22 protein-coding genes are annotated in these 21,013 nt (G+C 67.9%); 3 read left to right on the top strand and 19 right to left on the bottom strand.

The genetic code is table 11. The annotated features are described in order from the left end of the window. Positions 1 to 15: 15 nt before the first annotated feature. Positions 16 to 897: a 30S ribosomal protein S2 gene (rpsB, locus tag RIF23_RS09920; protein WP_310912174.1), complete on the bottom strand. Its 882-nt coding sequence runs from the start codon at positions 895 to 897 to the stop codon at positions 16 to 18. A gap of 421 nt (positions 898 to 1,318) precedes the next feature. Between rpsB and RIF23_RS09925 the strand changes: the two genes are divergently transcribed. After that, entirely contained in the window at positions 1,319 to 1,897 is a 579-nt protein-coding gene (locus tag RIF23_RS09925; protein WP_310912175.1) for a M23 family metallopeptidase, read from the top strand. 464 nt (positions 1,898 to 2,361) lie between these two features. Here RIF23_RS09925 and RIF23_RS09930 read toward each other — a convergent pair whose 3' ends face one another. The 16 genes from RIF23_RS09930 to RIF23_RS10005 form a co-directional block, all read right to left on the bottom strand. Next, the gene (locus RIF23_RS09930; RefSeq protein ID WP_310912176.1) at positions 2,362 to 3,270 is read right to left on the bottom strand and encodes a tyrosine-type recombinase/integrase; all 909 of its coding nucleotides are present in this window, start codon (positions 3,268 to 3,270) and stop codon (positions 2,362 to 2,364) included. A 231-nt stretch (positions 3,271 to 3,501) separates the two neighbouring features. Continuing rightward, the gene (dprA, locus tag RIF23_RS09935; RefSeq protein ID WP_310912177.1) at positions 3,502 to 4,701 is read right to left on the bottom strand and encodes a DNA-processing protein DprA; all 1,200 of its coding nucleotides are present in this window, start codon (positions 4,699 to 4,701) and stop codon (positions 3,502 to 3,504) included. Continuing rightward, complete coding sequence (locus tag RIF23_RS09940; protein WP_310912178.1) at positions 4,698 to 6,278, bottom strand: YifB family Mg chelatase-like AAA ATPase; 1,581 nt, start codon at positions 6,276 to 6,278, stop codon at positions 4,698 to 4,700. The genes dprA and RIF23_RS09940 overlap by 4 nt, the downstream gene beginning before the upstream one ends. Before the next feature lie 2 nt (positions 6,279 to 6,280). Then, positions 6,281 to 6,652 carry a YraN family protein gene (locus RIF23_RS09945; RefSeq protein WP_310912179.1) on the bottom strand — a complete coding sequence of 124 codons (372 nt, stop codon included), beginning with the start codon at positions 6,650 to 6,652 and terminating at the stop codon, positions 6,281 to 6,283. Positions 6,653 to 6,890: 238 nt separating this feature from the next. Beyond that, the gene (locus RIF23_RS09950) at positions 6,891 to 7,217 is read right to left on the bottom strand and encodes a DUF2469 domain-containing protein (protein ID WP_310912180.1); all 327 of its coding nucleotides are present in this window, start codon (positions 7,215 to 7,217) and stop codon (positions 6,891 to 6,893) included. Positions 7,218 to 7,401: 184 nt separating this feature from the next. Then, positions 7,402 to 8,256 (bottom strand): signal peptidase I, encoded by an 855-nt coding sequence (gene lepB, locus RIF23_RS09955; protein WP_310912181.1) that lies wholly within the window; start codon positions 8,254 to 8,256, stop codon positions 7,402 to 7,404. Positions 8,257 to 8,376: 120 nt separating this feature from the next. Further along, the gene (gene rplS / locus RIF23_RS09960) at positions 8,377 to 8,721 is read right to left on the bottom strand and encodes a 50S ribosomal protein L19 (protein WP_310912182.1); all 345 of its coding nucleotides are present in this window, start codon (positions 8,719 to 8,721) and stop codon (positions 8,377 to 8,379) included. A gap of 115 nt (positions 8,722 to 8,836) precedes the next feature. Then, entirely contained in the window at positions 8,837 to 9,622 is a 786-nt protein-coding gene (gene trmD / locus RIF23_RS09965; RefSeq protein ID WP_310912183.1) for a tRNA (guanosine(37)-N1)-methyltransferase TrmD, read from the bottom strand. Between the two features lie 8 nt (positions 9,623 to 9,630). Then, positions 9,631 to 10,146, bottom strand: a complete 516-nt coding sequence (rimM, locus tag RIF23_RS09970) for a ribosome maturation factor RimM (protein ID WP_310912390.1) — start codon at positions 10,144 to 10,146, stop codon at positions 9,631 to 9,633. Positions 10,147 to 10,211: 65 nt separating this feature from the next. Beyond that, entirely contained in the window at positions 10,212 to 10,454 is a 243-nt protein-coding gene (locus tag RIF23_RS09975) for an RNA-binding protein (protein WP_310912184.1), read from the bottom strand. A 1-nt stretch (position 10,455) separates the two neighbouring features. After that, on the bottom strand, positions 10,456 to 10,926 hold the full coding sequence (gene rpsP / locus RIF23_RS09980) for a 30S ribosomal protein S16 (RefSeq protein ID WP_310912185.1): 471 nt from the start codon (positions 10,924 to 10,926) through the stop codon (positions 10,456 to 10,458). 197 nt (positions 10,927 to 11,123) lie between these two features. After that, positions 11,124 to 12,746: a signal recognition particle protein gene (gene ffh, locus RIF23_RS09985; protein WP_310912186.1), complete on the bottom strand. Its 1,623-nt coding sequence runs from the start codon at positions 12,744 to 12,746 to the stop codon at positions 11,124 to 11,126. 53 nt (positions 12,747 to 12,799) lie between these two features. After that, positions 12,800 to 14,230: a hypothetical protein gene (locus tag RIF23_RS09990; protein ID WP_310912187.1), complete on the bottom strand. Its 1,431-nt coding sequence runs from the start codon at positions 14,228 to 14,230 to the stop codon at positions 12,800 to 12,802. Between the two features lie 245 nt (positions 14,231 to 14,475). Further along, positions 14,476 to 15,807 carry an ammonium transporter gene (locus RIF23_RS09995; protein ID WP_310912188.1) on the bottom strand — a complete coding sequence of 444 codons (1,332 nt, stop codon included), beginning with the start codon at positions 15,805 to 15,807 and terminating at the stop codon, positions 14,476 to 14,478. A 271-nt stretch (positions 15,808 to 16,078) separates the two neighbouring features. Beyond that, a complete protein-coding gene (gene ftsY, locus RIF23_RS10000; protein ID WP_310912189.1) occupies positions 16,079 to 17,308 on the bottom strand; it encodes a signal recognition particle-docking protein FtsY in 1,230 nt (409 codons plus the stop codon). Positions 17,309 to 17,620: 312 nt separating this feature from the next. Continuing rightward, on the bottom strand, positions 17,621 to 18,328 hold the full coding sequence (locus RIF23_RS10005; protein ID WP_310912190.1) for a DUF305 domain-containing protein: 708 nt from the start codon (positions 18,326 to 18,328) through the stop codon (positions 17,621 to 17,623). Between the two features lie 84 nt (positions 18,329 to 18,412). Between RIF23_RS10005 and RIF23_RS10010 the strand changes: the two genes are divergently transcribed. Beyond that, complete coding sequence (locus RIF23_RS10010) at positions 18,413 to 19,153, top strand: DUF3105 domain-containing protein (RefSeq protein WP_310912191.1); 741 nt, start codon at positions 18,413 to 18,415, stop codon at positions 19,151 to 19,153. A 23-nt stretch (positions 19,154 to 19,176) separates the two neighbouring features. On the opposite strand, the gene RIF23_RS10015 is transcribed toward RIF23_RS10010, so the two are convergent. After that, entirely contained in the window at positions 19,177 to 19,644 is a 468-nt protein-coding gene (locus tag RIF23_RS10015; protein ID WP_310912192.1) for a DUF3515 domain-containing protein, read from the bottom strand. Positions 19,645 to 19,659: 15 nt separating this feature from the next. Further along, positions 19,660 to 19,893 carry an Lrp/AsnC family transcriptional regulator gene (locus RIF23_RS10020; RefSeq protein ID WP_310912391.1) on the bottom strand — a complete coding sequence of 78 codons (234 nt, stop codon included), beginning with the start codon at positions 19,891 to 19,893 and terminating at the stop codon, positions 19,660 to 19,662. 59 nt (positions 19,894 to 19,952) lie between these two features. Between RIF23_RS10020 and RIF23_RS10025 the strand changes: the two genes are divergently transcribed. Continuing rightward, the gene (locus RIF23_RS10025) at positions 19,953 to 20,981 is read left to right on the top strand and encodes a thiamine-phosphate kinase (RefSeq protein ID WP_310912193.1); all 1,029 of its coding nucleotides are present in this window, start codon (positions 19,953 to 19,955) and stop codon (positions 20,979 to 20,981) included. The last annotated feature ends 32 nt before the right edge of the window (positions 20,982 to 21,013 follow it).

The raw sequence follows: 21,013 nt of genomic DNA on the forward strand, positions 1-21,013 counted from the left end.
GTGCGTGTGCCCCGGTCAGGCCTCGGTGGCGGGCTCTGCCGCGGACTCGGTTCCGCTCTGCGTCTCGGGTGCCGTGCTGGTAGCGCTGGCCTCCGCACCAGCGGTGCTCTCGGCAGTACCGCCCTCCAGCAGCTCGCGCTCCCACTCCGCCAGCGGCTCCTCGGCGCTTGCACCGGCGTCGGACTCACTGCCGGTTGCGGCCCCGGACCGGGCGAGCAGACCGTCAGCGACCGCATCGGCGACGACCCGGGTCAGCAGGCTGACGCTACGGATGGCGTCGTCGTTGCCCGGAATCGGGTAGTCGACCTCGTCCGGGTCACAGTTGGTGTCGAGAATCGCGACCACCGGGATGTTGAGCTTGCGGGCCTCGCTGATCGCGATGTGCTCCTTCTTGGTGTCCACGATCCACACGGCGCTGGGCACCTTGGACATGTCGCGGATACCGCCGAGGGTGCGCTCCAGCTTGTCCTTCTCGCGACGCAGCCCGAGCAACTCCTTCTTCGTCATCCCGGAAGCGGCGACGTCGTCGAAGTCGATCTCCTCGAGCTCCTTGAGACGCTGGAGCCGCTTGTGCACCGTGGTGAAGTTCGTGAGCATCCCACCCAGCCAGCGCTGGTTCACGTAGGGCATCCCACAACGCAGAGCCTGCTCGTGAATCGCCTCCTGCGCCTGCTTCTTCGTACCGACGAAGAGGATGGTCCCGCCGTGGGCCACCGTCTCCTTCACGAACTCGTAGGCGCGGTCAATGAAGTCGAGCGACTTCTGCAAATCGATGATGTAGATGCCGTTGCGCTCCGTGAAGATGAAGCGCCGCATCTTCGGGTTCCAACGCCGGGTCTGGTGCCCGAAGTGCACACCGCTCTCCAGCAGCTGCCGGATCGTCACGACTGCGGCCATGACAGTTGTCCTCCTTGGTTCGGCGGGAGCGTGTCCCGCCCCGGTTATTGCCTGACGTCCCGACCGAGCCGCCACCAGTACCGCCAGCGGCACGGTGGACCGCAGGCCCGACCCAACCCCGTGGGGAAGCGTGGAGACGTGCGAGATGTGTCGCCCCTGAGGGCCACCCCCAGATTCTAGCCGCATCAACGGCGCGACTGCGCCGTACTAGCGCGCAACAGCGCACCTGTCAAGGCCACACAAGGCCACACAAGGCCACTGTGGGCCACAGTGGGCACCGCGCGCGCCCTGCTCTACCCTTCCCACATCCGCCCCGCCCGGTGTGCAGGCGCCCACGTGCGGCGACGGAGCGTGCCACCGCCCGTCCACAGCGACCCGAATCCGGGTGGCCCAACCCTCGACGGAACCGCAGACTCACCTCATGGTGAAGTGGTCTCCCATCCTCCTACGAATCCGGGACCGGGCCGCCCCACGAGCCCTCACGCTGGTCCTGTCCGCGGTACTCATCCTCACCCCGACGCGGTCCGCCGCCGAGTCCCACACCTGGGTCTGGCCGGTACCGGGCGATCCCGAGATCCTGCGTGCGTTCGATCCGCCTCAGCAGCCGTGGCTGACGGGGCACCGCGGCGTTGATCTCGCCGCCTCTCCGGGGACGGCGATCCGTGCATCCGGCGCGGGCCGGGTGAGCTATGTGGGCCAGGTCGCGGAGACTCCGGTGGTTGCCGTGACGCACGGGGAACTGCGTACCACCTACCTGCCCGTCGAGGCTGCGGCCGAGCTGAACCGCGGCGACCGTGTCGCCGCCGGAGACCAGCTGGGGACCCTCGCCGCCGGACCGCGGCACTGTCCCGAGACCAATTGCCTGCACTGGGGGCTGCTGCGGGGGCGGATCTACCTGGATCCGCTCGTTCTGCTCGGCCACGGTGAGGTGCGGCTGTTGCCACTTCCGCACGGCTCGGCCGGCGTCATGCCCCGAGCCACGACCGTCCCGGACCACTAGGGAGTGTTTCTTGAACACTTTCGGATGAGGGAGTGGCTCTCCAGGGCGAGGTCTCGCAAGCCGATGTGCGCAAGGCATCCTGGTTTGGCTGTGTGCGCGCATCGGCGCAGCGGGCGTCGTCCTGGGAGACGCGAGCCCGAAATGGTTCAAGAAACAGGACCCAACGCCAACAGAGCTGGTTCGGCACTTCGGGCGTGCACCAGCGTCCGTGCCCGGACTGCGCGAACGCCTCGAACGGTACGGTCTCCTATCACCGCCACCGGAACGTGTGGTGCCCACGCGCCGTGCTACACCCCGCGGCTGGATTACGAGACACGATGGTGCGACTCGTCGAACCCCCGGTACGTCGCCTCGCCGTACGGAACGGGATCGACCCCACTGCCACCCCGGGGCGGATCTCCGGATACCTGCACAGCAGGCGCGGGGCATCGCCGGGGCCGGGACCCGGCCGGCCGCCGACGCCGTCACGCCCGCGGGTGGGCCTGCTGATAGGCGCGGGTGAGCCGGTCGATGGAGACCTGGGTGTAAACCTGGGTGCTGGACAGTGAGGCGTGACCGAGGAACTCTTGCACACTGCGCAGATCGGCGCCGCCGTCCAGCAGGTGGGTCGCCGCGCTGTGCCGAAGGTCGTGTGGAGCCACTGTGGCTCCAGCCGCATCCAACCAGGCATGCACATCCCGCCGTGCGGTGGACGTCGCCAGCCGCCCACCCCGAACCCCGAGGAACAGGGCGCCTCCGCTGCGCGGCTGACACAGCTGGCCACGCCCCACCTCCAGCCACCGCGCCGCCGCGGCCGCGGCGGGCTGGGCCACCGGCACCACCCGCTCGCGATTTCCCTTACCCAGGACCCGGAGCCGCAGCTGGGACATGTCCATATCGTCGACATCCGCAGCGCACAACTCCCCCACCCGCACGCCGGTTGCGTACAGCAGCTCCACCACGGCATGCCGACGCAGCGAGACCGGATCGTCGCACCGCGGAGCCTCGGTCAGGGCGTCGGTGAGGCGCTGAGCCGCCACCACATTGGGCAGTGGCCGGCGCGGGGTGGGTGTGGCCAGCAGCGGCCCCGGGTCGTGGGCGATTGCACCGATGCGGCGAAGAAATGCGGTGAAGGTGCGTGCGGCGGCACCCCTGCGAGCCAGGGTGGCGGCACTCGCTCCCCCAGCGTGTAGTTCGGCCAACCAGCTACGCAGGATATCCAGGGTCAGCTCCCCGACCCCCGTCGCCCCGACCCTGGCGGCGTGATCGAGCAGACGCCCCACGTCGCCGCGATAGGCACGCACAGTGTGCGCCGAGTAGTCCAACTCGTCGTGCAGATACGCGGTGAACGCCGCGAGGACATCCGGATCCCCGGCATAGTGATCCGTGGCCATGACCAGACCTCCGCTGCCGGCACTGCCGGGCCTGTCGTCGGCCCCGACGCCGCACCTCGGGCCGGCTGTCGAGACTCCTTTGCTCCGCGGACACGGTTCCGCCCGCCCCTGCTGTGCCGGGGCTCGACTCCGCACAATAGGAGTCACGAGCCTATCCCGCACAGCGACAGGCTCAGTGGTAGGGCACACCCGGGCCGGGCCCCGATCCGCGGTTGATCACCGACACGGTAGCTAACCGGCAGTGTCTCGGCTACGCCGCCACCCTCCCGCCGCCCGCTCCACATATCCGGCCGCAGCCAAGAGTCCCAGCTGCCGCAGCACCGTAGCCAGGTCACATCCCGCCGCCATGGCGATCGTTGCGGGCCCCACCGCCCGGTCCCGCCGCGGAACCCCGGATAGCACCCGCCGTGCCAGCGGGCCGAGCTCCTCCTCGGACACAACACGCGATCCTGCCTCGGGGCAGGCCTGGCCCAACACCGGCCCCACTTCCTCGGCGACCTGGGCGGCATCGGTAACACAGACCGCCTGGCCCTCACGCAGCAAGTTGTGACACCCCACAGACAGGGCCGAAGTCACCGGGCCGGGAACAGCCATCACCAGACGATTCAGACGGAGAGCGTGCTGGACGGTACTCAGAGCGCCGCTGCGCCGCCCGGCCTCGACCACGACCACGCCGGGGGTGAGCGCGGCGATCAGGCGGTTTCGAACCAGAAAGCCGTGCCGACTGGGGGCGGCCCCGGGGGGAAGTTCGGTCAGCAGGGTTCCCGCAGCCGCGATCCGGCCGAACAGCCGCTCGTGCGCCCGGGGGTAGCTCCGGTCGATGCCACAGGGCAACACAGCGATCGTTCCTCCGGACCGCGACGCCACCGGCGCTGCGGCCGCAGACACCAAGGCGGCATGGTGCGCAGCCCCATCAATGCCGAAGGCCCCACCCGAGAGGATGCTCCAGCCGCGCTCACCCAGGCCGTAGGCCAGCTCGCTGGCAACGTGGCGACCATAGTCACTGGCTGCCCGTGATCCCACCACCGCCACCGAGCGGAGGGCGGAGTACCGCAGGTCGCGGGCACTCCGCAGCCAGAGAAGGTAGGGGCGACACCCCTCGAGGTCATCGAGCTGGGTGGGCCAGTCCCCCTCTCCCGGAACCACGAGCCGCGCACCGACCGCCTCGGTATGATCCAGGATCGCCGAGACGGAGACGCCCCGTGCTCGCCGGCGCCACCGGTGCATCCGGGAGGTGACCGCATCGACCGACACCCCCGTGGGGGGCTCGGGAACCGCACCATCGTCGGCGATGAGCCGTTCCCACAGCTGCTGCCAGCCGTAGCGTAGCGCGAGGGCCGCCACCACCGGGTCTCCCGGCTCCGCCACCGCCGCCAGCCCAATGCGGGCACGGGTGTCCGGCTCCTCGGACCACCCCCGACCATCCCTCATCGCGCCGTCCCCGACCAGAGTGCCAGGGCGAAGCCAACCTCCTCGGCCGTCGGGTGTGGACGCCGTGCCAGATCCGCGACCGTCCAGGCCACCCGGGTGATCCGATCCACCCCGCGGGCACTGATCGTTCCCCGTTCCAGGGCTCGGCTGAGCACGCCCGTAGCCTGCCCGGGCAGCGGAAAGCGCCGCCGCAGCTCCGATCCGGGCACGGCCGCGTTCACGCACCAGGGCGTGTCCCGTAGGCGTTCGGCTGCCCGCTCCCGCGCCTGAGCCACCCGGTCGGCGACCGTGGCCGAGGACTCTGCCGCGGCCGGTGATCCCAGGAGCTCCGCACGCGTGGCCGGAACCACCTCGATCTTCATATCCACGCGGTCCAGCAGCGGTCCGGACAGGCGAGCCAGATAGCGGCGCCGGACTGTGGCCGGACAGGTGCACAGGTGTCCGGGCTGGGAGCAGGGGCAGGGATTGGCCGCCAGGACCAACTGGAACCGGGCGGGAAACCGGGCCGTGGCAGCGGCACGGGACACCACGATCTCACCGGTTTCCAACGGCTGGCGCAGTGCGTCCAAGATCCCGCTGTCGAATTCGGGGGCTTCGTCCATGAGGAGAACGCCACGATGCGCGAGGGACGCGGCCCCCGGTTGGAGCACGGTCGTGCCACCCCCCACCACGGCGGCCCGGGTGGCGCTGTGATGCGGGGCGCGAAACGGTGGCTCGGTCACCAGGGGCCGCTCCGGAGCCAGCGCCCCCGCCACCGAATGAATGGCGCTGACCTCGAGCGACTCCGCCGTGGTCAGTGACGGCAGGATGGTCGGCAACCGTTCCGCCAACAGGCTCTTACCGGCCCCGGGAGAGCCGAGCAGAAAAACGTTGTGCCCACCCGCAGCAGCGATCTCCATCGCGTTCCGAGCCAGCTCCTGGCCCAGCACGTCGGCCAGGTCCACCCGGGTCGCCGCGGACGCGGAGGCGGACGGTGCCGGTGGGGCCGGGGCGCAGCCCGCGCGCCCTTCCGCACCACAACCGATACTGTCCGTGGTGCCCGTGCTCGCGGTGTCCTCCCGAATCTCACCACGCAGCCGTGCGATCAGGTCCGCGAGAGTGGAAACCGCGACCACACGCATACCCGGCACCTGTTGGGCCTCCGTGGCGTTCCCCCGGGCCACCACCACCGTGGCGACTCCCGCCGCACGGCAGGCCAACACCGCGGGCAGGACACCCGGAACCGCACGTGCGCTCCCGTCCAGCCCCAGCTCCGCGATCAGGACCGCCCCACGGATATCGTCCAGCGGAACCTGACCGTTGGCGGCCAGCACGGCGGTGGCGATCCCCAGGTCGAATCCGCTGCCGCGCTTGGGCAGGCTCGCCGGGGAGAGGCTCACCGTGATGTGCCCGTCCGGGAAGTACTCCCCACTGTTGATGATCGCGGCGCGAATCCGGTCCCGAGCCTCCCGCAGTGCCGGGTCCGGCAACCCGACCAGGTTCAGGCTGCCACGCCCCCCGCGCACGTGGGCCTCGACCTCGACCCGGTGGCCCTCGACCCCCAACAGGGCCACCGCTCCGGTTCGTGCGATACCCACAGTCACCCCACGGCCCGGTGGTGCCGCAGCCACCACCGCCCGTCCGGCTGCACGACCACGGCCAACACGTCCACACGCAGCCGCGCGAACGGACGTCCCTGCATCTCCATCCAGCGGCCCGCGGCCGCACGGATCCGCTGAAGTTTCGCCGCGTCCACGGCGGTTTCCGGATTCCCGAACCGGACGCCGGTGCGGGTCTTGACCTCGACCGCGACGAGGACGGCACCCCATCGGGCCAGTAGGTCCAATTCGCCCCACGCACAGGACCAGTTCCGTTCCAGTAGCCACATCCCCTGGCGACGCAGGTACCGGGCCGCGAGCTCCTCACCGCAACGACCAAGCGTTGCGGGATCGGACGGAACGATGCGGTGCACCCCGCCTCACCTCCGACGTCGAAACGAGCGACACAACCGACACAGTCAAAGCTGCGTGGGGTGCGGGGCTCGCAACAACCCGGATCCCGGAGGCTGTGGACGGTTGGGAGCACACATGTGCGCGTGCCTGCGCGACGAGGGGCGCATCCTCCGACGCGGGCGGCACGGCCGGCCGCGCGTGGAGGCGAGGTCCAGTACGCGGACCACTGGAGGCCGGCGCGGGGAACGCCTGGTGGGGCTAGTCCTGTGGCCCCTCCGGCGCGGGGACTTCAAGGTCGCTCTTGGTGACCTCTTCGACATTGACGTCCTTGAAGGTCACAACACGCACGTTCTTCACGAAGCGCGCGGGACGGTACATGTCCCACACCCAGGCATCGGCCATGGTGACCTCGAAGTACATCTCGCCCGAGTCGGTCGTACAGGGCTTCATGTCCACATGGTTGGTGAGGTAGAAGCGACGTTCGGTCTCCACCACATAGCTGAACAGGCCGACAACGTCCCGGTACTCCCGATAGAGCTGGAGCTCCATCTCGGCCTCGTACTTCTCCAGGTCCTCAGAACTCATATCGCCGCTCGCTTTCGTCCCACTCCAGCCAGGGCACCTCGGCTCCGCCGTAGCCGCCGAGGAAGGACCCTTCCCTCGTAGCTCATCACCCATCATGCGCTACGTGTCAACCAACAACAATGCGCAGCCTCAACTCCAGCCGCGCGGGCACACGACCCCTCCTCGAAACATGGCCGAATCCCGGCTACTCGATGGAATCCGGGATCGGATGCGTGGTGATCCGGTCCAGGGGCCACACCGTCACGAAGGCCCGGCCCACCACCGACTCCTCCGAGATCGTCCCACCCCCCGGGTCACTCTGGTGCGTGCGCGAGTCATAGGACACCGCGCGGTGGTCGCCCATCACCCACAGTCGACCCTCGTCGATCGTGACCGGTCCGAACTCCTGATGCGTTTCCAGACTGTCCGGATACAGGTAGGGCTCATCCAGGGGCTCATCGTTGATGACCAGCCGACCCTGCTCGTCACAGCACTCGACCGTGTCCCCGGGCAGTCCGATCACTCGCTTGATGTAGTCCTTGCCGCTGGGGGCCAGCCCCAACGACTGGCTCAGCCAGCCGAAGAATCCCTGCACCGGGTTGGACGCCTCGGGCTGCTCGACCACGGTGTCTTCGTCCCAGGAGTCGCTGCCGTTGAACACGACCAGCTCTCCGCGGTCAATGTCGCGAACCTGGTAGACCAGCTTGTTCACGAGCACCCGATCATCCACTTGGAGAGTGTCCTCCATGGACTGGGACGGGATATAGAACGGCTGGACCACCCAGGTCTTGATGACGAACGCCAGGACCAGCGCGATTGCAACCAGGACCGGAAGTTCCTTCCAGAAGGAACCGGACTTCTCTGCGCGCTTCTTGTTCCCACTCGCACCCATAGCGCTGCCCGGAGCCTCCCCTGCACTCGCCGCCCCCGTGTCCTCCTCCTCGGAAGCGCAGGCGGCTCCCCCGCGCGCCTGCGCGGAGGAGCCGAAACTCTCGTTGCCGTGGGTTTCGTCTGCCTCGGTGTCCGCGGCGGCACGCGAGTCCTGTTCCTCATTGCTCATCGGCAACGAAGCCTAGCCGAGACAGGCGGGTTTTGCTGGGAGGTTACGCCGCACGGCCCGCCACCAGCCCGAAAACGGCCCCGGGCGCCGCGCAGCGGTCCCCGCCACGGCTCTGCCGATCTAGCGGCGCTCGGGAATCCGAGCCGCCTTACCGCTGAGGTAACGCAGGTAGTAGAGCTTGGCCCGGCGAACCCGGCCACGGCGCACGACCTTCATCTTGTCGATCACCGGGGAGTGCAGCGGGAAGGTGCGCTCCACACCCACACCGTCACTGATCTTGCGGACGGTGAAGGTCTCCCGGACACCACCGCCGCGGCGCCGGATAACCACACCGCGGAAGGTCTGGATTCGAGACCGGTTCCCCTCGGTCACCTGCACGTCCACGTCCAGGGTGTCTCCCGGGCGGAACTCGGGGATGTCGGAGCGTAGTTGAGCTTTCTCCAGCTCCTGAATTGCCGTATGCATCGCGAAGCGGTTCCTCTTCGGTTGCCCGCCACGGCGCCACACCCGGGCGGGAGTACTGGGGTCATCGACTGTCTTGAAGGTCGCCTCTGCACAGCAACGACCAAAGACAACTCGTCTAGTCTGCCATATTCGCGTCTGTGATCCGGACGCCGACCTCGGCCAGGACCTCGCGATCACGCTGGTCAAGCCCGGTGACATGGGCCAGCAGCTCGGGACGATTCTGCGCGGTACGCCGCAGGGCCTCGTCACGTCGCCAGCGGTCGACCGCGGCGTGGTTCCCCGACAACAGGACCTCGGGGACCTCCCGCTCCCGCCAGACGGAGGGCTTCGTGTACACGGGACCCTCCAGCAGTGCCGACATCTCGCCGCGAGCAAAGGAATCCTGCACCGCGGAGTCGGCGTTTCCGAGTAGTCCCGGAAGCAGCCGGGTCACCGCCTCCACCATAACCAGTGTGGGAGCTTCCCCACCGGCGAGGACGTAATCTCCCACGCTGAGTTCCTCCACCGGCATGGACTCGGCCGCCTCGGCGGCCACCCGTGCGTCGATCCCCTCGTACCGGCCACAGGCGAACACCAGCCACGGCTCTTCGGTGAGCCGCTCGGCATCCCGCTGGGTGAACGGAGCCCCGCTGGGGGTCGGAATCACCAGACGCGGCACGGATTCGCCCTGCCGGTCGGCGAGCACGGTGTCCAGGGCCTGCCCCCACGGTTCCGGTTTCATCACCATGCCCGGTCCGCCCCCGTAGGGAGTGTCATCGACGGTGTTGTGCCGATCGTAGGTCCACGATCGAAGGTCATGGACCCGGATGTCGACCATTCCGGATGCACGGGCCTTCCCCAACAGGGACAGGTCCAACGGAGCGAAGTACTCTGGAAAGATCGTGACGATGTCAATGCGCATGGGCCCTCTTACTCCAGCTCCAGCAGACCTGGCGGTGGATCGATCACCAGGGTTCCGGAAGCCACGTCCACATGCGGGACGAGCGCCCGCACGAAGGGAACCATGCGCTCCGCCCTGTGCGGGGCCTCGGTCGTCACCACGAGCACGTCCTGGGCGTGGTGCAGGATGTCCGTCACGGTTCCCACGAGGTGACCATCGGTCGTCGTGACCGTAAGCCCCAACAGTTCGTGGTCGTGAAACTCATCCGGGTCGGTCGATTCCGGAAGTTCCGCCGAATCCACCCCGAGCGTCACACCACGCAGCCGCTCGGCCTGGTCCCGGTCCGAGATCCCCTCGAAGCGCACCACCAGGCGGCCGGAGTGCCGACGGGCCGTAGCCACCGTGAGTGGCCCCCACTCTGCCGGGTCCGTACCGAGGCGGCTCCCTCGGGAAAACCTGGAGCCGGGGTCGTCGGTGCGGACCTCCACCGCAACCTCACCCCGAATACCGTGCGCCCGACCGATCCGGCCGACAACCAGCCACATTGCTCGCCTGGGCTCCCCCTGCGGAGGGTCGGGTGGGGAACCAGAACGTTCCCCACCCGACACACTCACCGTGTCTCGTTCAGTCCCAACAGGTGAACTCGGACATGCCGACCGCCGGCCAGCGCACCGATCACGGTACGCAACGCGCCCGCGATCCGACCGTTCCGCCCGATCACCTTCCCCAGGTCATCCGGGTGGACCCGAACCTCGAGTACCTTGCCCTTGCGGAGGCGACGGGCATGCACCTGAACATCGTCGGGATTCGCAACGATGCCCTTGACTAGGTGCTCCAATGCCTCCTCGAGCACGTCAGGCCTCGCCCTCAGCTGACTTCGCGGAACTCGCGTCGTCACTGCCCGACGTGGTCGACGCCGACTCGGACGCGTCGCCCTGGTCCGCCTTCTTGTTCGACTTCTTGGACTTGTCCTCGTTGTCCGGCAGCACCAGCTCCTTGAGGACCGCCTGGAACTCGGCCTCACGGTCCGGCTTCGGCTCCGCGACCTTCATCGGCGGCGGCGCCGGGAGACCCTTGAACTGCTGCCAGTCCCCGGTCAGCTTGAGGATGTGCCGCACCGGATCGGTGGGCTGGGCCCCCACGGACAGCCAGTACTGCGCCCGCTCGGAGTTCACCTCGATGTAACTGGGCTCCTCCTGCGGGTGGTACTTCCCGATCTCTTCGATGGCCTTGCCATCGCGCTTGGTCCGGGCATCGGCGATAACAATACGGTACTGCGGCGTACGGATCTTCCCCATACGCTTGAGCTTGATCTTGACAGCCACGGGTGTGGTCACTCCAGGACGTAACTGATGCGAGAGCCCGTCTGTGCCAGCCGCGTGGGGTTACGGCGCCAGACGAGCGGCCGACGTGGGTGTCCGGGCAAGTTAGAGGGCCGGCCCAGAACACCGTTAGTCAACACTCAATTGTGCCAGATGCACACCCCGGATCGAACACCGTCGCCCCGGTGTGCCGCATCCGACTATTCCTTGGGCAGCCGCAGGTTGGACAGGTCGGGCATTCCGTCCTTGCCACCCCCGAGTCCCGGTGGCAACTGGGATCCTCCCGGAGCTCCACCCAGGCCCGGCGGCAGTTGGGGAGACTGCTCGCCTCCCCCTTCCTCACGGCGACGCTCCCGTTCCGCGGCCTTCTCGGCCTCCTGCTGGCGCGCCTTCTGGGGGTTGCCGCTCCGCTGTTTCCCCTTCTTGTTCGCCCGCTTCTTGGCCGCAGCCTGCTGCGCCTTGCGCGCGCCTCGACCGCCGCCACCACCCATACCCGGCATGCCCGGCATCCCCGAGCCACCGCCGCCCTTCATCTGGCGCAGCATCTTCTGCGCGTCGAAGAACCGGGTGATCAGCCCGTTGACGTCACTGACCTGGGTTCCCGACCCGTTGGCGATCCGCAGGCGACGTGAACCGTTGATCATCTTCGGATTGGCGCGCTCGGCGGGCGTCATCGAACGGATGATCGCGGTGATGCGGTCCAGGTCCTTCTCGTCCACATTGGAGATCTGGTCCCGCATCTGCCCCATGCCCGGCATCATGCCCAGCAGGTTCCCGATCGGGCCGAGCTTACGGACCATCTGCATCTGCTCGAGGAAGTCCTCGAGTGTGAAGTCGTCCCCCGAGGCCAGCTTCTTGGCCATGTCCTCGGCTTCGGACTCGTCGAAGGTGCGCTGCGCCTGCTCGATAAGGGTGAGCATGTCCCCCATGTCGAGGATGCGCGACGCCATCCGGTCGGGATGGAACAGGTCGAAGTCGTCGAGTTTCTCGCCGGTGGAGGCGAACATGATCGGCCGGTCGGTGACGTGCCGCACCGACAGTGCCGCGCCGCCCCGGGCGTCTCCGTCCAGCTTGGTCAGGGCCACGGCGTCGTAGCCGACCCCGTCCCGGAACGCCTCCGCGGTGGTGACCGCGTCCTGACCGATCATCGCGTCCACGACGAAGAGGATCTCGTCCGGAGAAACCGCGTCCCGGATGTCGGCGGCCTGACGCATCATTTCCTCGTCGACACCGAGACGCCCTGCCGTGTCGATGATGACGACGTTGTGGTTCTGCCGCCGCGCGTACTCGACAGACTCGCGCGCTACGGCCACCGGGTCCCCGACACCGTTACCGGGCTCCGGAGAGAACACCGGGACCTCGGCACGTTCCCCGAGCACCTGGAGCTGTGTCACCGCGTTGGGTCGTTGCAGGTCGGCGGCCACCAGCAGCGGTGTGTTCCGCTCGGCCACCAACCATCGGGCGAGCTTGCCGGCCAGCGTGGTTTTGCCCGACCCCTGGAGCCCGGCCAGCATGATGACCGTCGGCGGGGTCTTGGCGTAGCGGATGTCGCGAGTCTGTCCTCCGAGGATCTCGACGAGCTCCTCGTTGACGATCTTGATGACCTGCTGCGCCGGATTCAGCGCTTTGGACACCTCGGTGCCGCGGGCCCGCTCCTTGATCCGTGCGATGAAGGTACGAACAACAGGGAGCGCGACATCGGCTTCGAGCAAGGCGAGCCGAATCTCCCGCGCCGTGGTGTTGATGTCCTCCTCGGACAGGCGGCCCTTGCCGCGCAACGACGTGAAGACCGATGAAAGCCGGTCGGAGAGCGTCTCGAACACGAGTCTGGGCAGTCCTTCGTCTCGGGAATGGCTTCCTAGCCTACCGGCCGGGACTAGGTGTCGTCGTCCCCGCCGGTGTCTTCGTCGTCGGTGTCGTTTTCGTCGTCGGCGTCCTCGTCACTGTCGTTCTCGGCTGCGTCGGTAGCAGTGTCGTCGTCCTCATCCGCTCCGCCGTTGCCGAGCTGGTCGAGGATGGTCTCGCGCTGCTCCTCCAACAGCTCGACGAGATCGTCAACGGCGTTCCCCGTCATCGCCCGGGTGGAGAGCTCGGCGTCCGCCTCCACCTCGTAGGACTCGGGGGCGGAGGCGGGTTCGAGAGCGAAGTCCACCCCACAGGACAGTTCGACCGATTCCCCCGGCTCGACACCCTGGCTGTCATTGCACGTCTCGTCCCCGAGATCGGGGTTACTCACCGTGACGTCCATCCGGGCGCGGACTGCGCTCTCCACCCCCTGGTCGGACCCCTGATTCTCTACCTCGCCGGTGACGGTGCAGGCCCCACCCACGGAACAGTCCATACCAAGATCGGAATCCGTCCACCCGATGTCCGAGCGGTTGTCCCGTGCGCCGGTGAGCTCCTCACTCTCGGTCAGAAGCGTGTCGTACATCTCCTCCACGGTGTCCGTGCTGGGCTGCTCCACGGTCACATCAGCCCGCCAGGGATCCCCCGCGGGGGCCTGCTCCCCGGCGTCCTCCTCCGTACCGTTGTCCTCGGAGTCGGGAGGGTCCTGCCCGGCTTCGTCGTCATCGTCCGGTTGCGCTTCTCCGCCGGCGGAGTCGTCGTCCGCAGCGGTGTCGGGAACCGCGAGGTCGGCGATCTGCAACCGCAACAGTTGGTGCGGCTCCTCCTGGGATACCCAGACGTCGCCGCCGTCCACCGGAATCCGGTAGGCGTCGGTGCCCTCCACCGCGTCCGGATCCTCGACCGCCTCCGCACTCCCCTCGTCCGGCCCACGCTCCCGAAGCTCCTCGGCGAGGTGGGCGGGATGGAACACATCCGCCAGATTCGCACCGAGAAACTCTCGATCGACCTGCACCCAGCTGTCGGGGTAGGCGTCCGCGTCGACCGCGTAGGCGTTCTCACTCAGCCAGAACGGGGTCTCGGCGGACAGGAAAAGATGCTCGTCCGCTTCCATCACCTCGACCTGGGTGTCCTCACCGTCGAGCGTGCCGTGCAGCGTTCCGGTGTCAGCGAGGACGAGACCCGCCTCCCAGGGAGCATCCTCGCCCTGGGCGGCCCGCCCATCCACCTGCACTGCCGGCCATGTGGCGAGCTCGTCCAGGGCCGCCGCCAAGACGGGCGCGGCGTCCTGAAATTCCTCCTGGTTGTCCTCGGCATCGTCTCCGGCTCCCGGCCGCAGGTGGCTGAGATCGATGGAACAGCCGCCAGCGAGCAGGACCACAGCACCGAGCCCGGCTGCCACGGCTGGGCCACGGAGCCCGGTGACCGGACGGACTGCTGCGGATCGTGTTCTGCTCGTCATCTCGCCCTCCTGGCCCCCGCCAACAATCCCGGGAGTGAATGCCGACCCGCGCCCGGCCCGAGGCACCTCCGGGTTGGTCTGTTCCATCCCCGGGAGCAAACTGGACGCGTCGTTCAGACGGTATCTGATCAGATATGGCCTCGAGACGTACTCGGGCCGGTGCGGGAGCATTCCCCGCACCGGCCCGAATGGTGGTCCGCCGTGGCGCGATGACGGACGGAGGCGTTACTCCACGCTGAGCAGCGCTATCCCTTCGTCTCCACGGCGGACCTCTCCTCACCCGGAGGCATCGGCGAGGAGGACTGTGGCTGGCCCGCGGTATCCGTGAAGCTGTAGGCCTCCTCGGCGTGCAGCTCACTGTCCACGCCGTTGGTCTCGACCTCCACAGGCAGCCGGAATCCGGCGACCACGTCGATGACCTTGGCGATGACGTAGGTCACGACGAAGGAGTAGGCCAGCACCCCCAGAACGGCGACGATCTGGACGACCAGGAGGGCGACGCTGCCGCCGTAGAAGATCCCGTCGACGCCCTCTCCGGCGACGGACGCCGACAGCAGACCGATCGCGACGGATCCGATGATCCCGGCCACCATGTGCAGCCCGACCACATCAAGGGCATCGTCGTAGCCCAGCTTGTACTTCAGACTGATCGCGTAGGCACACACGGCACCGGACAGGGCCCCCACCAGAATCGCGCCGATCGGTGTCACTGTGCTCGCGGCCGGAGTGATACCGACCAGACCGGCGATGACACCTGATGCGAATCCGAGTGCGGTCATCCTTCCGTAGCGGAGCTTTTCCACGAGCAACCACGCGACCGTGGCTCCGGCCACCGCCACCTGCGTGTTGACGAGTGCCAACGAGGCCACCTCGTCAGCGCCGTAGGCGGATCCGGCATTGAAGCCGAACCAGCCGAACCACAGCAGAGCCGCCCCGAGCAGCACGAACGGCAGGTTGTGTGGCTTGGGATCCTCGGTGCCGAATCCTTTGCGTCGCCCAAGAACCAGGGCGAGTGCCAGAGCCGCGGCTCCGGCGTTGATGTGTACGGCCGTACCGCCGGCAAAGTCGATCACGGCCTCACCGCCGATGGTGAGCTCCTCGACCCAGCCGCCGCCCCACACCCAGTGGGCCACGGGGAAGTAGACCAGCAGCGACCAGATGGGGACGAACACCAACCAGGCACCGAACTTGGCACGGTCGGCGATGGCACCGCTGATCAGGGCCACGGTGATGACGGCGAACATCATCTGAAATCCGACGTCCACCATGACCGGAATCGCGATTCCGGCGTCCGCGTCAAGAACGTCGACCTCGTTAATCACCGATCCGGTGCCGGCCTCACTCAGTCCGCCGATGAAGCTGTTGAATGCTCCACCGTCGGTGTAGGTCAGGGACCAGCCGACCGCAATCCAGGCGATGCTGACGATCGCGATGCTCGCAAAACTCATCAGCATCATGTTCAGCACGCTCTTCGCTCGGGACATGCCGCCGTAGAAGAACGCCAGTCCGGGAGTCATGAGCATCACCAACGCGGCGCAGACCAGCAGCCACGCGGTGGTCCCGGTATCGATATCCATTACGTCGCCTCCATGTGCAGGGGCCTGGCAGAGGGGAACGTGTCTCGACACGATCGGCTCGCCCGGGGCACGACGCTGGGCTCGGTGGCGAGCATGATCACCAGCCTGACGGCGCGCTGTTACGGCACATGGCTCGACGTGTTGCCTGGCAGTAAAAGGTGAAGGTCGTCGCGTTACGGGTGCGTGACGGCGTGGGCCTCGCCGTCGGCGCGTCCCGGTGGGACGGATGCAGGACTACGGCCGCACCCCACCGTTGTGGGGCGCGGCTGGCTCAGTTCTGCGTCAGGAGTGCGTCCACGAACTCCTCGGGGTCGAACGGGGCCAGATCGTCCGGTCCTTCCCCCAACCCGACCAGTTTCACCGGCACTCCGAGTTCGCGCTGAACCTGGATCACGATGCCGCCCTTGGCGGTGCCGTCCAGCTTCGTCAGGGCGATCCCGGTGATGTCGACGGCCTCGGCGAACACCCGCGCCTGGCGTAGACCGTTCTGCCCGGTGGTGGCGTCCAAAACCAGGAGCACCTCGTCCACCTGGCTCTGTTTCTCCACCACCCGCTTGACCTTGCCCAGCTCATCCATCAGGCCGGTCTTGGTGTGCAGTCGACCGGCCGTGTCCACCACGACCGTGTCCACCCCGTCACTCATCCCTCGCGCCACCGCGTCGTAGGCGACACTGGCCGGATCGGCCCCCTCGTCCCGCCGGACCACCGGAGCTCCAACCCGGCTGCCCCAGGTCTCCAGCTGGTCGGCGGCAGCCGCCCGGAACGTGTCGGCAGCGCCCAGAACCACACGACGTCCGTCTCCGACCAGCACCCGGGCCAACTTGCCGCAGGTCGTCGTCTTGCCGGTCCCGTTCACTCCCACCACGAGCAGGACGGCGGGACGGTTACCGTGCGGTTCGGTCCGCACGGTTCGCGGCAGGTCCGGGTTGAGCTGCCCCAACAGCTCTGATCGCAGCAGCTCCCGCACCTCGTCCACCGATCGGGTGCCCAGCACCTTGACCTTCGTCCGAAGGTTCTCCACGATTTGTGTCGCCGAGGTCACACCCACGTCGGCGGTGATGAGCGTGTCCTCGATCTCCTCCCATGCCTCGTCGTCGAGGTCCCGAGCCGACAGGAGACTCAACAGCCCCTGCCCCAGAGTGCTGTTGGACCGCGCCAGGCGGGCACGCAGCCGCACGAGTCGCCCCGCGCCGGGGGGCGGTGTCTCGACCACCGCCTCCGGGGCGGCGGCCTCAGGGGTAGGCACAGTGGCTGCGCTCGAGCCGGTGCCGGTGGCAGTGTCAGTGTCAGTGTCAGCATCAGCATCAGCACCAGCACCAGCACCTGCGTCCACGGTCGTGTCGGTGCCGCTCGTGGCAGTGGTGCCCGGCGAAGCGTCAGTTTCGCCGGGGGGCGGCGCCGGTGGGGAGCCACGTCCGGGCCGGGCGAACACCAGGAAGACGCCCCCCGCAACGAGGAGCGCGAGGATCAGAATGACGACGGCGACGATCGTGTAGTCCATAACGGGTCCAGTGTTTCAGACACGCCCAGCTTCGCGGGCATCGACGCTGACCGGCCGGGTTTGTGGATGGCACGAGGGCCTGTGTTTTGAGCCGTATCGGGCTCGCGTCTCCGCGCCTACTGGGGCGGCTTCGCCAGGATGCTCCAGCGGGGCCCGAGCGACGCTCCCTGCCCCGAAAGCGGTCGAAAACACTCCCACGTGGCATCGGCGGGTGGCCCCAGTGCATGTGGGTCGGAAGCGGCCGATCAGCCCGATGGGAGCGAAAGGGGCCGGGCGTGCGGACCGGAGCACCACACCCACTCCAGCGCCGCACTAATCGGTCCGGTCGTCCACCATGGACTCCAGTAGCTCGATCTCGGCCTCCTGGGCCACCTCCATGCCGTGGGCCAGGTCGACAACATAGGGCTCGTCGGCAAGAACCCGGGCGACCTCGGCCATCTCCACCCCGCCCTCGTGATGTTCGATCATCAGCTCCAGGTACAGGATCTCGGCTTCGACGCCGGTGGCCTCGGCCAGCTCGTCCATCTGGTCAGCGTCGATGTAACCGGGCATCTCCTCGGGGGCCGGCTCCCCGGAGTCCACGCCGTGCCCGTGACCCTCCATCCAGGCCATCTGTGGCTGGGATCCCCGGATTGGCAGATCCCACTGCACCAGCCAGCCGTGCATGCGCCCGACCTGGGACTGCTGGGTTCGGGCGATATCCGTGGCCACCGCCCGCAACTGTTCGTCCTCGGTCTTCTCGAGGATGAGTAGGGACATGTCGACCGCCTGGGTATGGTGGACACTCATGTCCCGCAGGAACCCCGCATCCGCAGAGGAGTCGATGGGGTGACTGGGGCGCCCCAGGAGGTATCCCACCACCAGCGCGAGTGCGATCAGGACGATAGACGTGAACAGTGGCAGGGTGCGCCGCCCCCGCGTGGGGGTCGACTGGGCCGGTGTCGGGCTCGTGCCCGATGTTGGCGCATCGGTGTTGTCCGGACCCTCAGCTGGGTCCACTTCGTGTTGATCTGAAACCATTGGGGTCTTTCGCCCTTGGGACCACATACGCTCATACGCAGCATACGCAGCGGGGGACAACGTCCGTCCGACCGGGAGAGGTAGATGGGGCAGAGCGCAGCGCAGCGACGTCGGCAGAAGTCCGCGGAGATGAAGCAGCGACGAATCCGCGAGGCCCAACGCCGGAAGGCCATCCGTACCGGCGGGCTCACGGCCGTGGGCGTGTTGGCTGCGGGATTCCTCGGTTTCGCCGGATACATGGCTTATGACCAGCGCACCATCTCTGGTTTGGAGACCTACAGCGGGCTGGATCGCACCCACGTTCCGGAACCACCCGACTACCAGATGTCCCCGCCGGCCGGGGGCCAGCATCATGAGCAGTGGCAGAACTGTGGCGTCTACACCCAGCCCATCACCGATATGCACGCGGTGCACTCCCTGGAGCACGGTGCAGTGTGGATCACCCACTCCCCCGATCTGCCTCGGGAGGAGGTCCAGACGCTGCACACCTACTACACTCCCGGCGACTACATCCTGATCAGCCCCTACACCGGAGACATGCCCGACGACTCCGACATCGTACTCAGCGCCTGGGGAGCCCAGGTCGCCGTGGACGACCCCGAGGACGAGCGGATCGAGAAGTTCCTCCGGCGGTTCGAGCAGAGCAACGACGTTCCGGAGCCGGGGGCGCCCTGCTCCGGAATGATCGACGAAACCGCCCCGCAGCTGGAGGCCCAGGGGCAGGACACCGGCGTGGACCTCGGCGAGTACGCCCTGGACGGCGACGATGCGGACGCCGACAGCGCCGATGACGAAGACGACGAGGGCGAGGACGAGGACGACTAGCGCGGCCCAACAACCGCCGAGGTCTAGAGATCCCCGTCGGTGCGTTCGGGAACGATCTCACCGATAACGTCGCTGACCGCGACCAGTCCCTGCGCCGGAACCCCGTAGACGGCCGGGATCGCGAGCTCGACGTAGACCTCGTGGCCGAGCGCGGTGAACAGGTGCGGCTCCGCGCTGCCCTCGGGTTCGGGGAGCCAGGCCACGTCGTTGACCACCTGGAGTTCGGAGTCCGGGGCGTAGGCGTCGGGTCGGTCCACCCCACAGCGAAGCGTGATCGGGGGGTCGCCCCAGGCCGTGGTGAAGTCCGACTCTGGCTCGGTGGGAACCCGGTCCTCACCGTAGAGGGTGTCCGGAACCGCGTCGACGACATCACGGCACAGCTCCGCCGCGGCGTCGTCCAGCTCCGGCGGCGGGCCAGTCCCGGCCGGTGCGCCACATGCGGCCAGGAGAAGGGCAGTGGCCCCGGTCAGGGGCGCCAGCACGCGTCGCATGCCAACGACTCCACTCTACAGTTGCACGATCGGGCAGGTCAGTGTCCGCGCGATGCCGTCCAACTTCTGGACCCGGGCGACGACCATACGTGCCAGCTCGTCGATGTCGGCAGCCTCGGCGCGCACGATCACATCGTAGGGGCCGGTGACGTCCTCGGCCTGGGTCACGCCGTCGAGGCCCGCGATCTCCCGCGCCACGTCGGCGGCACGGTCCATCGTCGTCTGGATGAGGATGTACGCCTGCACGATACGTTCACTCCCGGGGTCTAGACCATTGACTGTCGAGCCGCCACCGTATCCTGAGCATTGTGACGAGCACTATTGGTGACCTTGGCGAATTCGCGCTGATCGACCGGGTAACTGCCAGATTCCCGAACACCGAGGACGTAATCCTCGGCCCCGGTGACGACGCCGCCATCCTGCGGGTGCCCGACGGCCGGGTCGTGGCCAGCACCGACCTTCTCGTGGAGGGACGACACTTCACCCGGGAGTGGTCCACGGGCCGGGACGTGGGGCACAAGGCGGTGAGCCAGAATCTGGCCGACGTGGCGGCCATGGCCGCTCGCCCCACCAGTATGCTCCTGGGGCTGGCTCTACCGCGCGACCTACCACTCGCCTGGGTGGACGAGCTGACGGACGGCCTGGCCGCGGGGTGCCGCCATGCTGGTGTCACGGTCGCCGGGGGCGATGTGGTGGGCTCGGACACGCTAACGATCTCCGTGACCGCATTCGGAAACCTGGCCCCCGGACAGGAACCGCTCCGCCGCAGCGGGGCCCGTCCCGGGAATGTTGTCGCGGTGTGTGGCCGGCTCGGCCTGTCGGCGGCCGGACTGGCACTGGTACAGCGGGGGCTGGACGAGCCCGCCGCGTGTATCCGGGCCCATCTACGTCCGGATCCTCCCCTGGATGCGGGCCTCGACGCCGCGCGACGTAATGCCACGGCAATGCTCGACATCAGCGACGGTCTCCTTCAGGATCTCGGGCATATCGCGGTCGCGAGCAATGTCGCGATCGATCTTCGAGACGCGCTCCTGCCTCGAGATCCGGAGGTGGTAACGGCCCTCGCCCGTCTCCACCAGCTCGGAGCGGGGCCTGCGAACGAGGTGGAATTCGTTCTTGGCGGTGGCGAAGACCATGCCCTGGTGGCCACATTTCCCAGGGACACGGATCTGGGCTCCGACTGGATTCCCATCGGCCACGTGACAGAGCTCCCGCCCCAGTCCGCCACGGAGCACACACACGGCACACGCGTCACGGTGGACGGACGGGCGGCCGACATCTACGGTTGGGACCATCTGGGCGCTCGGGACCGCCGCATGCGAGGCAGAAACCGTTAGGCTCACCCAAGCGAAAGCTGTGACGGATGTCC

Source organism: Lipingzhangella rawalii, assembly GCF_031628175.1.
Lineage (GTDB): Bacteria > Actinomycetota > Actinomycetes > Streptosporangiales > Streptosporangiaceae > Lipingzhangella_A > Lipingzhangella_A rawalii.

What these genes read in the sequence shown, in the direction of transcription:
- rimM (WP_310912390.1), bottom strand. Translation starts at nt 10,146, where the DNA reads ATGTGGCTGGTTGTCGGCCGGATCGGTCGGGCGCACGGTATTCGGGGT.
- RIF23_RS10010 (WP_310912191.1), top strand. Translation starts at nt 18,413, where the DNA reads ATGGGGCAGAGCGCAGCGCAGCGACGTCGGCAGAAGTCCGCGGAGATG.
- rplS (WP_310912182.1), bottom strand. Translation starts at nt 8,721, where the DNA reads ATGCATACGGCAATTCAGGAGCTGGAGAAAGCTCAACTACGCTCCGAC.
- lepB (WP_310912181.1), bottom strand. Translation starts at nt 8,256, where the DNA reads ATGAGCAATGAGGAACAGGACTCGCGTGCCGCCGCGGACACCGAGGCA.
- RIF23_RS10005 (WP_310912190.1), bottom strand. Translation starts at nt 18,328, where the DNA reads ATGGTTTCAGATCAACACGAAGTGGACCCAGCTGAGGGTCCGGACAAC.
- dprA (WP_310912177.1), bottom strand. Translation starts at nt 4,701, where the DNA reads ATGAGGGATGGTCGGGGGTGGTCCGAGGAGCCGGACACCCGTGCCCGC.
- RIF23_RS09990 (WP_310912187.1), bottom strand. Translation starts at nt 14,230, where the DNA reads ATGACGAGCAGAACACGATCCGCAGCAGTCCGTCCGGTCACCGGGCTC.
- RIF23_RS09925 (WP_310912175.1), top strand. Translation starts at nt 1,319, where the DNA reads ATGGTGAAGTGGTCTCCCATCCTCCTACGAATCCGGGACCGGGCCGCC.
- RIF23_RS09930 (WP_310912176.1), bottom strand. Translation starts at nt 3,270, where the DNA reads ATGGCCACGGATCACTATGCCGGGGATCCGGATGTCCTCGCGGCGTTC.
- RIF23_RS09950 (WP_310912180.1), bottom strand. Translation starts at nt 7,217, where the DNA reads ATGAGTTCTGAGGACCTGGAGAAGTACGAGGCCGAGATGGAGCTCCAG.
- rpsB (WP_310912174.1), bottom strand. Translation starts at nt 897, where the DNA reads ATGGCCGCAGTCGTGACGATCCGGCAGCTGCTGGAGAGCGGTGTGCAC.
- trmD (WP_310912183.1), bottom strand. Translation starts at nt 9,622, where the DNA reads ATGCGCATTGACATCGTCACGATCTTTCCAGAGTACTTCGCTCCGTTG.
- RIF23_RS10015 (WP_310912192.1), bottom strand. Translation starts at nt 19,644, where the DNA reads ATGCGACGCGTGCTGGCGCCCCTGACCGGGGCCACTGCCCTTCTCCTG.
- RIF23_RS09995 (WP_310912188.1), bottom strand. Translation starts at nt 15,807, where the DNA reads ATGGATATCGATACCGGGACCACCGCGTGGCTGCTGGTCTGCGCCGCG.
- ftsY (WP_310912189.1), bottom strand. Translation starts at nt 17,308, where the DNA reads ATGGACTACACGATCGTCGCCGTCGTCATTCTGATCCTCGCGCTCCTC.